Annotated in this window: 13 protein-coding genes and 1 riboswitch; of the genes, 9 read left to right on the top strand and 4 right to left on the bottom strand. The window is 63.5% G+C overall.

Annotation, left to right across the window (positions count from 1 at the left end; genetic code table 11):
- From AC0L2C_RS29315 to AC0L2C_RS29300, 4 genes are all read right to left on the bottom strand, one after another.
- On the bottom strand, positions 1–1683 hold a 1683-nt coding region (locus tag AC0L2C_RS29315), incomplete at its 3' end, for a cobaltochelatase subunit CobN (RefSeq protein ID WP_473525071.1).
- Between the two features lie 18 nt (positions 1684–1701).
- Positions 1702–2739 (bottom strand): cobalamin biosynthesis protein CobW, encoded by a 1038-nt coding sequence (gene cobW, locus AC0L2C_RS29310; RefSeq protein WP_287237305.1) that lies wholly within the window; start codon positions 2737–2739, stop codon positions 1702–1704.
- Positions 2736–3170 carry a DUF1636 family protein gene (locus AC0L2C_RS29305; protein WP_287237307.1) on the bottom strand — a complete coding sequence of 145 codons (435 nt, stop codon included), beginning with the start codon at positions 3168–3170 and terminating at the stop codon, positions 2736–2738. The genes cobW and AC0L2C_RS29305 overlap by 4 nt, the downstream gene beginning before the upstream one ends.
- A gap of 38 nt (positions 3171–3208) precedes the next feature.
- A riboswitch (cobalamin riboswitch) is annotated at positions 3209–3411 on the bottom strand.
- A 271-nt stretch (positions 3412–3682) separates the two neighbouring features.
- Complete coding sequence (locus AC0L2C_RS29300; RefSeq protein ID WP_473525070.1) at positions 3683–4882, bottom strand: winged helix-turn-helix domain-containing protein; 1200 nt, start codon at positions 4880–4882, stop codon at positions 3683–3685.
- Positions 4883–5217: 335 nt separating this feature from the next.
- Between AC0L2C_RS29300 and AC0L2C_RS29295 the strand changes: the two genes are divergently transcribed.
- The 9 genes from AC0L2C_RS29295 (at position 5218) to nuoG (ending at position 13856) form a co-directional block, all read left to right on the top strand.
- Positions 5218–5583, top strand: a complete 366-nt coding sequence (locus AC0L2C_RS29295) for an NADH-quinone oxidoreductase subunit A (RefSeq protein WP_128166995.1) — start codon at positions 5218–5220, stop codon at positions 5581–5583.
- Complete coding sequence (locus AC0L2C_RS29290; RefSeq protein ID WP_027156092.1) at positions 5574–6155, top strand: NuoB/complex I 20 kDa subunit family protein; 582 nt, start codon at positions 5574–5576, stop codon at positions 6153–6155. Before AC0L2C_RS29295 ends, AC0L2C_RS29290 begins: the two co-directional genes overlap by 10 nt.
- A gap of 8 nt (positions 6156–6163) precedes the next feature.
- Positions 6164–6763 (top strand): NADH-quinone oxidoreductase subunit C, encoded by a 600-nt coding sequence (locus AC0L2C_RS29285; RefSeq protein ID WP_287174710.1) that lies wholly within the window; start codon positions 6164–6166, stop codon positions 6761–6763.
- A 9-nt stretch (positions 6764–6772) separates the two neighbouring features.
- Positions 6773–7963, top strand: coding sequence for an NADH-quinone oxidoreductase subunit D (locus AC0L2C_RS29280; RefSeq protein ID WP_128166991.1), 1191 nt, complete (start codon positions 6773–6775; stop codon positions 7961–7963).
- On the top strand, positions 7964–9295 hold the full coding sequence (locus tag AC0L2C_RS29275; protein WP_023798855.1) for an NADH-quinone oxidoreductase subunit E: 1332 nt from the start codon (positions 7964–7966) through the stop codon (positions 9293–9295).
- Between the two features lie 10 nt (positions 9296–9305).
- Positions 9306–10610 (top strand): NADH-quinone oxidoreductase subunit NuoF, encoded by a 1305-nt coding sequence (gene nuoF, locus AC0L2C_RS29270; RefSeq protein WP_023798856.1) that lies wholly within the window; start codon positions 9306–9308, stop codon positions 10608–10610.
- Positions 10611–10762: 152 nt separating this feature from the next.
- The gene (locus tag AC0L2C_RS29265) at positions 10763–11455 is read left to right on the top strand and encodes an NADH-ubiquinone dehydrogenase (RefSeq protein ID WP_128173885.1); all 693 of its coding nucleotides are present in this window, start codon (positions 10763–10765) and stop codon (positions 11453–11455) included.
- A gap of 8 nt (positions 11456–11463) precedes the next feature.
- On the top strand, positions 11464–11775 hold the full coding sequence (locus AC0L2C_RS29260) for a pentapeptide repeat-containing protein (protein WP_473525069.1): 312 nt from the start codon (positions 11464–11466) through the stop codon (positions 11773–11775).
- Positions 11775–13856 (top strand): NADH-quinone oxidoreductase subunit NuoG, encoded by a 2082-nt coding sequence (gene nuoG, locus AC0L2C_RS29255; protein ID WP_473525068.1) that lies wholly within the window; start codon positions 11775–11777, stop codon positions 13854–13856. Before AC0L2C_RS29260 ends, nuoG begins: the two co-directional genes overlap by 1 nt.
- Position 13857: the final 1 nt, after the last annotated feature.

Raw genomic sequence — 13857 nt, 5'->3', positions numbered from 1 at the left:
AGGTTGGTGCGAGGCACCCCCCTCTGTCCTGCCGGACATGTCCGGCAGGACAGAGGGGGGTGCCTCGCACCAACCTGTCTCATCTTCAGCATTCCCCCATGCGGCCTCTACCACAGCCATTGCCTCAGCAGGCAATTCCTTCGAGAAGGTCAGATACTCCTTCAATGCCAACCCTTGATCGACCGACTCCAGCATCTCCAGCAATGCACGCGGCGTTTGCGGAATCCCTTCAACGACGTAGCCCTGTTCGCTCAGGTCGTGCAGCATCGCCAGCACGCTGGACGGCACGTCGAGGCCGACGGCGTAGCCGGTGCGGCCGGGGGCGCTCGGATAGTCGGGGATCAGGATGGCGAGCTTGCGCTTTTCGCTCGGCGTGCGCTGCAGGCGCACGAACGCCTCGACACGGTTCGCCACCTGGGCGACGCGGTCCGGCTCCGGCCGGTTGGCGAAGGCGCGGAAAGCCAATGCGGGATCGACCTCGCTTTCGCCCTTGAAGGAAACGGCGCCCGCAAGGATGCGGCCGTCGAGTTCAGGCAGGACGACATGCATGGCGAGGTCGGCGGGCGCCAGGCCGCGCTGGTTGTCTTGCCAGATATCGCGGCGTGTCGTCGCGACGATGACCTGGAAGACAGGAACGCCGGCGCGGTCGAACGGGGTTTCGACGCCGGGCTCAGCACCCGAGGCGAAGGCGGTCGCGGTGATGATGGCGGCAGGGTGTAGCGTGGCAAGCGCGGTTTCGACAAAGGCGAGCGAGGCCGGGTCCTTGAGGCTGGAGACGAAGATCGGCACGGGGGCCATGCCGCGCTGCCGCAGCGCTTCAAACAATGCGTCGATCGGCGCGACGTCGGCGGCGAGCAGCATCGAGCGGTAGAAGAGAATGGGGATGATGGGGGCGGATTCTATGGCTGCAAGGCCGCGTTCCTTCGCGCCCCCCTCTGTCCTGCCGGACATCTCCCCCACAAGGGGGGAGATCGCCCCGTCATCGACGCTGTTGTCAACGTTAGACGTTACAGAATTCGCGATGCGGTCAGTGACGGCTAATCTCCCCCCAAGTGGGGGAGATGTCCGGCAGGACAGAGGGGGGCGCGAAGGAACGCCGGCATTTGAAAAGTCCGGTCTTTCTACGCCCCCCAATCCCGGCTCATAAAATCCCGCCTTCGGCACGACAACCGGCTCCGCGACCGCCACGTCTGATCCGGCGAGACTTGCCAGCCTCCGCACCAGCGCCGTCATATTCTCCGGGCCGCCTTCGCGGAAATAGCCGAGCAGGCCGTCGAGCTCCTGGCGCGGCAGCGTCGAGCCTTCGATCAGCCGCAAATCCTCGTCGCGGCATTCGCCGGGCAGCAGCGCCAGTTTTATGCCGTGCGCGCGGGCGGTCGAGGCGAGCTGGTCGCAGCCATAGCGCCACCAGTCGTAACCGCCGAGGATGCGAACCAGAACAACCCTGGCGTGCCGGGCGACGCTGTCGATCCAGAGGTCTACTGACATCGGATGGCGCAGGTCACGTAGAGCCGCCAGCCGCATCGACGGCAGCCGATCCGCGTCCGCCTGCCACGCCGCCGCCAGCCCGGCCAGGTCGCTGTCGGTGAAGGACAGCGCCACGACATCCGCAGGCGTCTGCCTGAGATCGACAGGCTCGGCGAGATCGTCGAGCGAGGCGGATGTGGTGGTGAGGATGTGCATAGCGGCTCGTGCCTGAGGTCAGCCGGCGAGAATACGCTCGATGGCCGGGCGGTTCAGCCCTTTCAGGCCGATGACGACGAGGCGCGAGCGGCGGTCGTCGTCGGCAGTCCAGGCGCGGTCGTAGTAGTGGTTGACGCGCGGCCCGACAGCCTGCAGCAACAGTCGCATCGGCTTGCCGCCGACCTCGACGAAGCCTTTTACGCGCAGCACGTTTTCTTCCTCCGCCGCCGTGGCGACACGCAAAGCCAGCTCATCGGGATTGGCGATCGACGGAATGTCGATGACGAACGAGTCGAAATCGTCATGCTCGTGATCGAGCTCGTCGTCGTGGTGGGTCTTGCGGTTCTCGATGTCGTCCTCGACGGCAAGGCCGAGGCCGAGCAGCACGGAGGGATCGACCTTGCCCTGCGAGGTCGGCACGATCTTCACCGCGCGGGCGGCGTGCTTGCCGATGACGGCATTGGCGCGGGCCGAGCCGGCGGCGTCCATCAGGTCGCTCTTCGACAATATGATCAGGTCGGCGCAGGCGAGCTGGTCCTCGAACACCTCCTCGACCGGATCGTCGTGGTCGAGCGTCTCGTCCTGCGCGCGCTGCGCCTGCAGGGCGTCCATGTCGTTGGCAACGCGGCCTTCGGCCAGCGCCGGTCCGTCGACCACGGCAATGACGCCGTCGACCGTCACCCGGCTCTTCACCGTCGGCCACTGGAAGGCCTGGACCAGCGGCTTGGGCAGGGCCAGCCCGGAGGTTTCGATCAGGATATGGTCGACCCTGGGCGTCAGCGACAGGATCTGGTCGAGCGCCGGGACGAAATCGTCGGCGACGGTGCAGCAGATGCAGCCATTGGCCAGCTCGACGATGTTTTCCTCAGGGCAGGTGTCGATGCCGCATCCCTTAAGAATCTCGCCATCGATGCCGATGTCGCCGAACTCGTTGACGATGATGGCCAGCCGCTTGCCGCCAGCGTTTTCGAGCAGATGGCGGATCAGCGTCGTCTTGCCGGCGCCGAGGAAGCCGGTGACGACGGTGCAGGGCACGCGCGAGACGGAAGTGGTCATATCTGGTCCTTCAAAAGGTCGAGGGGAGGGATGCGGGCAACGAGGCCGCGCTTCAGGCAATCGGGGCGGCCGCGCCATGGCATGAGGCCGTCGGTCGAGGTGGCGAAGAGTCTTGCGCCGGTGATGAGATCGGCGCCGCTGGTCGCGGTCAAGTCGCCGAAGACATAGCTCCAGCAGCCGTCGCGCAGGATAGCGGCGCTGAGGCGGCGCTTGCAGTTGCCGAGGCATTCGACGCTGCGGATACGGATGTTTTCGCCCGAGGCGGCGCGGCGCGTATCTTCGGCCAACAATTCGCCGGCGCGGGGATGGCCGTCGGAGCCGGTCTCGTCACGGCAGGAGGCGCAGACGATCACGGTGACGTCGGCCAGAGCATCATCATCGCCGGACAATACGCCCGCTGTCTCAGCCGAAAAACTGCTGTCGCGTTCCAAATCAGGCTCCTTGCCCGGAAAACCCGCCAGGCGATCGGATTCTTATGTCCTAGACGGCAGGTCTCCTGGCTCGCGGGTCATCGCCTTGGTGCCGCCTTCCCGGGATTTTCCCAGTGGTTATCGGCCTTGGCTCGTCGCTTACAGTTGCGGGGACAGCCGCGGATTTGAAATCGGATTTCGCACCGCATTCCCTCTTGGCTCCTCCCTTTGCCGAGAGGAGACCGTCTGAACCGGATTTAGGCTTGTGGAGGCAGTCGTGTCAACGCATGCTTCCGACACGGCGAGGGAAAACGCTTCAGAGCAATTTTCGAAGTCGGCGCTGCCCCTCATTGCCCTGCCGGGCATTTCTCCCCGTATAGTGACGGGGAGAAAGAACTGGCCGCAACGGCGGCGCCCCCTCCTGCAACGCTGGCGATTGGCGAAACCATCGATGACAGCGTCCCTCTCCCCGTCTCTATACGGGGAGAGGATGCCGGCAGGCAGGTGAGGGGCAGCGCCGACATCGGCAACCCTCACGAAACCGCGACATCCGCCAGCGCATGGCCCAGATCCCCCGCAGGCGTCACCTCGATGCGTTCGAGCCCGAGCCAGCCTTGCATCAACTGCAATTCCTCAAAAAGTTCGGCGGCGGTTTGCGGCGGCGCGCCGGGCTCGGCATAGGCGGCATGGACGCGCAGCACGCCGGCCCGGCGGTCAGCCCTAAGGTCGATGCGCGCCACGATCCTTTCGCCGAGCAGGAACGGCAGCACATAATAGCCGTATTGGCGCTTTTCAGCAGGGGTGTAGATCTCGATGCGATAGCGGAAGTCGAACAGTCTTTCCGTACGCGTCCGTTCGAAGACAACCGGATCGAACGGAGCGAGCAAGGCGCGCGCCTCGATCTTGCGCGGAAAACGAACGTCCTTGTGAAGATAGGCGGGCTTGCTCCAGCCTTCGACCCGAACCGGCAAAAGATCACCGCCGTCGACCAGTTCCTCGATGCGGCCTTTGATATCAGCGGGAGAGAGGCGGAAATAGTCGCGCAGGTCGCCTGCTGTGGCGACGCCGTGGGCGCGGGCGGAGATGCGCAGCAATTCGCGGTGCGCATCCTCAGGCGAGGGCACCGGCAGGGCAAGTATTTCCGGCGGCAGCACGCGCTGGGGCAGATCATAAAGCCGCTCGAAGCCACGACGTGACGCCGTGGTGATGCGGCCGGCCCAGAACAGCCATTCGAAAGCGTGCTTGGCGTCGCTCCAGCCCCACCAGCCGCCGGAGCCTTTCTGGCCTTCCAGGGCGGAAGCGGCGATCGGGCCGCGTTCGAGGACCTCGCGATAAATATCTTCAATGTAGGCGGCGCGCTCGCGGCCCCACTTGGCCAGCCCGTTATACATTTCCTCGCCACGTTCGGCCCGTTCCATGCGCCAGCGCATCAGCGGATAGGTCTCGACCGGCAGAAAGGAGGCTTCGTGCGCCCAATATTCGAAGACTTTGCGCTTGCGCGTCACGGCGGCGTTGTCGAGCAGGGCGAGCGGGTAGGGGCCAAGCCGCGAATAGAGCGGCATATAATGGGCACGCACCACCGCGCTGACGGAATCGATCTGCAGCAGACCGGTCCGGCCAAGCACACGGGCCAGATGGCGGCGATCGGGCGTGCCGTTAGGGCGAGGATCGGCAAACCCCTGTGCGGCAAGCGCGATGCGCCGGGCCATGGCGAGCGAGATTTTTTCCTTCATGCAGACGGCACTCTGTCGGCGTTTGACCAAAGGTGGGAGCGATGATTCCGCGCCATGCTAGCAGGGTTTTGGCGGCATCCATGTCAGGAGAGAAAAGTGGAGTAAACAGTGAAGGAAATCAAACAGGAGCGGATCGGACCAGTTTTTCCGGATATGCCGTCGAGCACCGTGTTTTGAACAAGGTTTGACTTGCTTCACCGAAAGCCCTGCGCTAACCCTCGCCGCGTTGCAGCATAGAGCCCCCTAAAACGGTTCAGTGGTTAAACTGTCACGCTTCCGCAAGTGGGTCCGGTGCTGTAATCAGAGTGGATTGGCCGCCAACGGAAAGCTGCAGCATGAACGCATTGTTGAGTTCGTACCTGCCCATCGTCCTGTTCATCGGCGTGGCGCTGGTCGTCGGCCTGGCGCTGCTTGCAGCACCCTTCCTGGTGGCCTACCGCAATCCCGATCCGGAAAAGCTTTCCGCCTATGAATGCGGCTTCAACTCGTTTGACGATGCCCGCATGAAGTTCGACATCCGCTTCTACCTGGTGTCGATCCTGTTCATCATCTTCGATCTGGAAGTGGCCTTCCTGTTTCCGTGGGCAGTGTCTTTCGGCCAGATCGGCATGCTCGGCTTCTGGTCGATGATGGTGTTTCTGGCGGTGCTGACCATCGGCTTTGCCTATGAATGGAAGAAAGGAGCGCTGGAATGGGATTGAGCGACAATTCCGGCACGCTCGTCGCGCCGAAGCCAAAAGGCATTCTCGACCCCAGCACCGGAAAGCCGGTGGGGGCGAATGATCCCTTCTTCCTCGAGATCAACAACGAGCTTGCCGACAAGGGCTTTCTCGTCACCTCGACCGAGGCGCTGATCACCTGGGCGCGCAGCGGCTCGCTGATGTTCATGACCTTCGGTCTTGCCTGCTGCGCGGTCGAGATGATCCATACCTCGATGCCGCGCTATGACTCGGAGAGGTTCGGCGTTGCGCCGCGCGCTTCGCCGCGCCAGTCCGATATCATGATCGTCGCCGGCACGCTGACCAACAAGATGGCGCCGGCGCTGCGCAAGGTCTACGACCAGATGCCGGAGCCGCGCTACGTCATCTCGATGGGCTCCTGCGCCAATGGCGGCGGCTACTACCACTATTCCTATTCGGTGGTGCGCGGCTGCGATCGCGTCGTGCCGGTCGACATCTATGTGCCCGGCTGTCCGCCGAGCGCGGAAGCGCTGCTCTACGGCATCCTTCTGTTGCAAAAGAAGATCCGCCGCACCGGCACGATCGAGCGGTGAGCGGGATGATGAGCCTGAATGAACTCTCGACCTATCTCGGCGAGAAGCTGAGCGGCCGGATCGGCGATGCGGTGCTTGCCTATGGCGAACTCACCATCTCGGTCGAGCCGCAGGATCTGATCGAGGTTGTGAGCTTCCTGCGCGACGATCCAAAATGCCAGTTCATCTCGATCATCGACGTCTGCGGCGCCGATTATCCATCGCGGGCCAAGCGCTTCGATGTCGTCTATCACCTGCTGTCGCCGAAGCAGAATATTCGCATCCGCATCAAGGTCCAGGCCGACGAGGAGACGGTGGTGCCGTCGATCACCGGTGTGTTTCCGGGCGCTGACTGGTTCGAACGCGAGACCTACGATCTCTATGGCGTGCTGTTCTCGGGCCACCCCGATTTGCGCAGGATCCTGACCGACTACGGCTTCGAAGGTCATCCGCTGCGCAAGGATTTCCCGCTGACCGGTTTCGTCGAGGTGCGCTACGACGACGAGGCCAAGCGGGTCATCTACGAGCCGGTGGAATTGAAACAGGAATTCCGCAATTTCGATTTTCTCAGCCCTTGGGAGGGGACGGATTACGTCCTTCCAGGCGACGAAAAAGCCAAGACGAATTGAGACGCCAGAATGGCTGAAACCTCCGTCCGCAATTTTAACATCAACTTTGGACCTCAACACCCTGCAGCGCATGGTGTTTTGAGGCTGGTTCTTGAGTTGGACGGCGAAGTCGTCGATCGCGTCGATCCGCATATCGGGCTGTTGCATCGCGGCACCGAGAAGCTGATCGAAGCCAAGACCTATTTGCAGGCCGTGCCCTATCTCGACCGGCTCGACTATTGCGCGCCGATGAACCAGGAGCATGCCTTTGCGCTGGCCGCCGAGCGGTTGCTCGGCATCGAGGTGCCGAAGCGCGGCCAGCTGATCCGCGTGCTCTATTGCGAGATCGGCCGCATCATGTCGCACATCCTCAATGTGACGACACAGGCAATGGATGTCGGCGCGCTGACGCCGCCGCTATGGGGTTTTGTCGAGCGCGAAAAGCTGATGGTGTTTTATGAGCGGGCCAGCGGCTCGCGCATGCATGCCGCCTATTTCCGGCCCGGCGGCGTCCACCAGGACCTGCCGCAGCAGCTGGTCGAGGATATCGGCACGTGGATCGACCCGTTCCTGAAATCGCTCGACGACCTCGACGCGTTGCTCACCGGCAACCGCATCTTCAAGCAGCGCAATGTCGACATCGGCACCGTCTCGCTGGCCGACGCCTGGGCCTGGGGCTTTTCCGGCGTCATGGTGCGCGGCTCCGGTGTCGCTTGGGATCTGCGCAAGTCGCAGCCTTACGAATGCTATGCCGAGATGGATTTCGACATTCCGATCGGCAAGAACGGCGACTGCTACGACCGTTATCTCGTGCGCATGGAAGAGATGCGCCAGTCGGCGAAAATCATGCGCCAGTGCGTCGACCTGCTGCTCGGCAAGGAGGGCACGGGACCGGTGTCGAACCTCGACGGCAAGGTGGTGCCGCCGAAGCGCGCGGCGATGAAGCGCTCGATGGAAGCGCTGATCCATCACTTCAAGCTCTACACCGAGGGCTATCGCGTGCCGGCCGGCGAGGTCTATGCGGCGGTGGAAGCGCCGAAAGGCGAGTTTGGCGTCTACCTGGTCTCGGACGGCACCAACAAGCCCTATCGCTGCAAGCTGCGCGCGCCCGGCTTCGCGCATCTGCAAGCCATGGACTTTTTGTGCCGCGGCCACATGCTGGCCGACGTCACCGCCGTTCTCGGCTCCCTCGACATCGTGTTTGGTGAGGTCGATCGATAAATGTCAGTCCGCCGTCTCGCAGAAGCCAGCCTCCAGCCAGCCTCCTTCGCCTTCAACCGGGCGAATGCGGCGGCGGCGAAGCAATGGATCAACAAATATCCGAAGGGCCGCGAGCAGTCGGCGATCATCCCGTTGCTGATGCTTGCGCAGGAGCAGGAAGGCTGGGTGACCAAGGCTGCGATCGAGACGATCTCCGACATGCTCGGCATGCCCTACATCAGAGGGCTCGAAGTCGCGACCTTCTACACGCAGTACCAGCTCAATCCGGTCGGCACCCGCGCGCATATCCAGGTCTGTGGCACCACGCCCTGCATGCTGCGCGGCTCGGAAGCGCTGATGGACGTGTGCCGTTCGAAAATCCATCACGACCAGTTCCACACCAACGACAAGGGCACGCTGTCGTGGGAAGAGGTCGAATGCCTTGGCGCCTGCGTCAACGCGCCGATGGTGATGATTTTCAAGGACACTTTCGAGGATCTGACGCCGGAGCGGCTTGCCGAGATCATCGACCTCTATGATGCCGGCAAGGGCGCCTCGGTGAAGCCGGGGCCGCAGAACGGCCGCATCACCTCCGAGCCGATCACCGGCCTGACGACGCTGAAGAGCGAAAAGGCAATCCTGAAGACCACCCGCGACAGGGAAGCCAAGGCGGCTGCCAAGGCCGCCAGGGCGGCTGCACCAGCGGCAATTGTCGCGACGCCAGCGGCTCCGGCCGTACAGGCACCGGCGGCCCCCGTTGCGCCGTCGAAAGCCAGCAAGCCGAAGACCGATGCGCCCGAAACCAGCCCGGCGCTGGAGACGCCTTCCCCGGCAAAGGTCGCACCAGAGACGGAAAAGGCGGCGAGCGTCAGAGCACCGCGGCATTCGGCGGCCAATGCCAACAAGGCCGCGCCGCAAGTCGAAAAAGTTTTGAAACAGCGCAGCGGTCCCAAGACCAAGGCTGAGCCGACGGCTGCTTTCAAGGCGCCGGAGTTGAAGGAAGCGCCGATCGGCGCTGCCGGCAAAAAACCCGTCAAGACGACCAGTGCCAAGACGGGCAATCCTTCGCTCGAGGACAAGAACCGTCCGGCCGGCATCGCCAGGCCGGCACTGGTCGACGATCTCAAGCTGATCTCGGGCGTCGGCCCGAATATCGAAGGCACCCTGCATTCACTTGGTATCTTCACCTATGTGCAAGTCGCGTCATGGACCAAGGCCGAGCGCGCGTGGGTCGACGGCTATCTCAGCCTGCGGGGCCGCATCGAGCGCGATGACTGGGTCAAGCAGGCCAAGGCGCTGGCCAAGGGCGGGGTCGCCGAATATATCCGCGTCTTCGGCAAGAAACCGGTCTGAGGGACGAACAATGCTTCAGGACAGAGACCGCATCTTCAACAACATCTACGGCCGCTTCGACAAGTCGCTGGCCGGTGCGATGGCGCGCGGCGCCTGGGACAACACGCCCGGCATCATCGCCAAGGGGCGCGACTGGATCGTCAACGAGATGAAGGCGTCAGGCCTGCGCGGCCGCGGCGGCGCCGGCTTCCCGACCGGGCTGAAATGGTCGTTCATGCCCAAGCAGAGCGACGGCCGGCCGAGCTATCTCGTCGTCAACGCCGATGAATCCGAGCCCGGCACCTGCAAGGACCGCGACATTTTGCGCCATGACCCGCACACGCTGGTCGAAGGCTGCCTGATCGCCGGCTTCGCCATGGGCGCGATCGCCGCCTACATCTATGTGCGCGGCGAGTTCGTCCGCGAGCGCGAGGCGCTGCAGCGCGCTATCGACGAGGCCTATGCGGCCAGGCTGATCGGCAAGAACAATACCTCCGGATACGATTTCGACATCTACATGCATCATGGCGCCGGCGCCTATATCTGCGGCGAGGAAACGGCGCTGCTCGAAAGCCTCGAAGGCAAGAAGGGCCAGCCGCGGCTGAAGCCGCCGTTTCCGGCCAATGTCGGCCTCTATGGCTGCCCGACGACGGTCAACAATGTCGAGTCGATCGCGGTGGCGCCGACCATTTTGCGCCGCGGCGCGGCGTGGTTCTCGTCGTTCGGCCGGCCCAACAACGTCGGCACCAAGCTGTTCTGCGTTTCGGGCCACGTCAATACGCCGTGCACCGTCGAAGAGGCGATGTCGATCCCGTTCCGCGAGCTGATCGAGACGCATTGCGGCGGCATTCGCGGCGGCTGGGACAATCTGCTGGCGGTCATTCCGGGCGGCGCTTCGGTGCCGCTGGTGCCGGCGGAGCAGATCATCGATGCACCGATGGATTTCGATGCGTTGCGCGACCTGAAATCGGGTCTCGGCACGGCGGCTGTCATCGTCATGGACAAATCGACAGATATCGTGAAGGCGATCGCCCGGCTTTCCTACTTCTACAAGCACGAGAGCTGCGGCCAGTGCACACCGTGCCGCGAAGGCACCGGCTGGATGTGGCGGGTGATGGAGCGGCTGGTGCGCGGCGAGGCGCAGAAGCGCGAGATCGACATGCTGCTCGACGTGACCAAACAGGTCGAAGGCCACACGATCTGCGCGCTGGGCGATGCGGCGGCGTGGCCGATCCAGGGCCTGATGCGGCATTTCCGCGGCGAGGTGGAGCGGCGTATCGACGAGTTTTCGCGCAATGCGCACCGGGCAGAGCCGGTGATGGTGGCGGCGGAATAGACGAGAGTTGAAAGACGGGCGAATGCCCGATTTGAGATACGGGCAAGAGCCCGATCTGAAATACGGGCGAATGCCCGATCTGAAATACGGGCAAGTGCCCGATTTGAGGAAACAGGCCGGGGCATACGGAAGAAACGACCAGGAGACTACCTATGTCGCTGAATTCGAGACCCGAACATTTGATGCCAGATTTGGACCCGTTCGAGAAGATGAACCAGGACCTGACCAGGATGATGCCGAAGGAGATGGCCAGCGCCGTCAATCTCCTGGCGCACCCTGTCGCGGGTGCGGCAGCGATGTCGGCGCTCTGCATCGGGCTTGCCAATCATGCCTTTGGGTTGTGGATGGGCGTGCTCTCGGGAGCCGCCGAGGCCTCGCAGCGGCTCTTCCAGCCGATCGTCGACGATTTCGATGCCAGGGTAGAACGCTTTTCGCAGACAGGGACAAGCTCCTCGACCAAGGCGCGCGCGGCGACGAAAACCTTGATCGCCGAGGCGCAGTCCTTCGCCAGGAACGTGAATGACATAGCCGCGAACAGCATGGATGATGCACGCAGCGTGGTGGATGCGGCTGCCGCACCGGCCGGGTTGATGCCGGAGGATTTCAAGCAGCCCAAGGCAATGGATCGTCCGGAAAACCCGGCAGACCTCAAGGCAATATCGGGCATCGGGCCGAAGCTGGAACAGGTGCTGAACGGCTTGGGCATCTGGACCTACGGCCAGATCGCGACATGGACGCCGGAAGAGATCGCCTGGGTCGACGATTATCTGTCGTTCAAGGGCCGCATCGGTCGCGACAACTGGCTTGGCCAGGCGGCGGCGCTGGCCGCCAAGGCCGAGAGGTAGGCGACGCGATGGAGGTCCACGACAGGCGCGATGTTCTCGACGTGCGCAACGCCATCGTCAGCAATTCCAGTTTCGATGACGTCAACATGTCGAACACCCGGTTTCACGACGTCAACCTGTCGGCGGCCAGGATCCGCCGCACCAACCTGAGCAACACCAAGGTGGAAGACGCCAATCTTTCGAACGCGTATTTCACCAACGTGAACATGAGCAACGTGAAGATAGAAAACGCGCAGGTTGCGGGCATGATGATCAACAGCATCAGCCTTGAAGACCTGTTCCAGGCATATGAGACGGCGAAGACCGCCGGGGGCAATTGATGGCAAAGCTCAAGGTCGACGGGAAAGAGATTACTGTACCCGACCACTACACGCTGCTGCAGGCAGCCGAGGACGCCGGCGCCGAAGTGCCGCGCTTCTGCTTCCATGAGCGGCTGTCGATCGCCGGCAATTGCCGCATGTGCCTGATCGAGGTGAAGGGCGGGCCGCCCAAGCCGCAGGCGTCCTGCGCCATGGGCGTGCGCGATCTGCGTCCGGGACCAAATGGCGAAACGCCGGAAATTTTCACCAACACGCCGATGGTCAAGAAGGCCCGGGAAGGCGTGATGGAATTCCTGCTGATCAACCATCCGCTCGATTGCCCGATCTGCGACCAGGGCGGCGAGTGCGACCTGCAGGACCAGGCGATGGCGTTCGGCGTCGATTCCTCGCGCTATCACGAGAACAAGCGGGCGGTCGAAGACAAATATATCGGGCCGCTGGTCAAGACGATCATGAACCGCTGCATCCATTGCACGCGCTGCGTCCGCTTCACCACCGAAATTGCCGGCATTTCCGAACTCGGCCTGATCGGCCGCGGTGAGGACGCCGAAATTACCACCTATCTCGAAAGCGCGATGACATCGGAACTGCAGGGCAACGTCATCGATCTTTGCCCGGTCGGCGCGCTAACCTCCAAGCCCTACGCCTTCCAGGCGCGGCCGTGGGAACTGACCAAGACCGAATCCATCGATGTGATGGACGCCGTCGGCTCGGCGATCCGCGTCGATTCCAGAGGCCGCGAGGTGATGCGCATCCTGCCGCGCACCAACGAGGCGGTGAACGAGGAGTGGATTTCCGACAAGACCCGCTTCATCTGGGACGGTCTGCGCACCCAGCGCCTCGACCGGCCATATGTCCGCAAGAACGGCAAGCTGGCTCCGGCAAGCTGGGCCGAGGCTTTTTCCGCGATCAAGGAAGCGGTGTCGCGAACCGCGCCCGACAAGATCGGCGCCATATCAGGCGATCTCGCCGCCGTCGAGGAGATCTATGCGCTGAAGCTGCTGATGGCCTCGCTCGGCTCGAAGAACACCGACTGCCGCCAGGATGGCGCCGCGCTCGATCCGTCGCTCGGCCGGGCAAGCTATCTCTTCAACCCGACCATCGAGGGCATCGAGCAGGCCGACGCGGTGCTGATCATCGGCGCCAATCCGCGCTTCGAGGCGTCCTTGCTCAACGCCCGCATCCGCAAGCGCTGGCGGTTCGGCAACCTGCCGGTCGCCGTCATCGGCGATGTCGGCGATACGCGCTACGACTATGAGCAGCTCGGCGCCGGACCGGAATCGCTGAAGGATCTGGCCGACGGCAACGGCAAATTCTTCCAGGTGCTGAAGCAGGCGACGCATCCGCTTGTTATCGTCGGTCAGGGCGCACTGTCGCGCTCGGACGGCGCGGCCGTGCTCGGCCAGGCGGCGAAGCTCAGCCTGGCCGTCAATGCCGCGAGAGCCGACTGGAACGGCTTTGCCGTGCTGCACACTGCGGCGGCGCGTGTCGGCGGTCTCGATGTCGGCTTCGTGCCGGGCGAGGGCGGCAAGAACGTCGCCGGTATGCTGGGCGAGATGGACGTTTTGTTCCTGCTCGGCGCCGACGAGATCGACATGGCCAGCACCGGCGGCGCCTTCGTCGTCTATATCGGCACGCATGGCGACCACGGCGCGCACCGCGCCGACGTCATCCTGCCGGGCGCCGCCTATACCGAAAAATCGGGCACCTACGTCAACACCGAGGGCCGGGTGCAACAGACCAACCGCGCCGGCTTCGCGCCGGGCGATGCGCGCGAGGACTGGGCGATCCTGCGGGCGCTGTCGGATGTGCTGGGCAAGAGATTGTCGTTCGATTCGCTGCCGCAGCTGCGCGCAAAACTCTATGGCGAATACCCGCATCTTGCCCGCATCGACCAGGTCGCGGCCGGCAATGCTGACGATATCGCCAAGGTGGCGAAGCTTGGCGGGCGGCTTGGCAAGGGCGCCTTCACCTCGCCGGTCAAGGATTTCTACCTGACCAACCCGATCGCGCGGGCTTCCGCAGTGATGGCGGAGTGCTCGGCGCTGGCGAAAAACGGTTTTAGGCAGGCGGCGGAATAGC

Source organism: Mesorhizobium sp. WSM4845, assembly GCF_055811455.1.
This window is presented reverse-complemented; position numbering and strand designations above follow the sequence as displayed.

What these genes read in the sequence shown, in the direction of transcription:
- cobW (WP_287237305.1), bottom strand. Translation starts at nt 2,739, where the DNA reads ATGACCACTTCCGTCTCGCGCGTGCCCTGCACCGTCGTCACCGGCTTC.
- AC0L2C_RS29300 (WP_473525070.1), bottom strand. Translation starts at nt 4,882, where the DNA reads ATGAAGGAAAAAATCTCGCTCGCCATGGCCCGGCGCATCGCGCTTGCC.
- AC0L2C_RS29295 (WP_128166995.1), top strand. Translation starts at nt 5,218, where the DNA reads ATGAACGCATTGTTGAGTTCGTACCTGCCCATCGTCCTGTTCATCGGC.
- AC0L2C_RS29290 (WP_027156092.1), top strand. Translation starts at nt 5,574, where the DNA reads ATGGGATTGAGCGACAATTCCGGCACGCTCGTCGCGCCGAAGCCAAAA.
- AC0L2C_RS29285 (WP_287174710.1), top strand. Translation starts at nt 6,164, where the DNA reads ATGAGCCTGAATGAACTCTCGACCTATCTCGGCGAGAAGCTGAGCGGC.
- AC0L2C_RS29280 (WP_128166991.1), top strand. Translation starts at nt 6,773, where the DNA reads ATGGCTGAAACCTCCGTCCGCAATTTTAACATCAACTTTGGACCTCAA.
- AC0L2C_RS29275 (WP_023798855.1), top strand. Translation starts at nt 7,964, where the DNA reads ATGTCAGTCCGCCGTCTCGCAGAAGCCAGCCTCCAGCCAGCCTCCTTC.
- nuoF (WP_023798856.1), top strand. Translation starts at nt 9,306, where the DNA reads ATGCTTCAGGACAGAGACCGCATCTTCAACAACATCTACGGCCGCTTC.
- AC0L2C_RS29265 (WP_128173885.1), top strand. Translation starts at nt 10,763, where the DNA reads ATGTCGCTGAATTCGAGACCCGAACATTTGATGCCAGATTTGGACCCG.
- AC0L2C_RS29260 (WP_473525069.1), top strand. Translation starts at nt 11,464, where the DNA reads ATGGAGGTCCACGACAGGCGCGATGTTCTCGACGTGCGCAACGCCATC.
- nuoG (WP_473525068.1), top strand. Translation starts at nt 11,775, where the DNA reads ATGGCAAAGCTCAAGGTCGACGGGAAAGAGATTACTGTACCCGACCAC.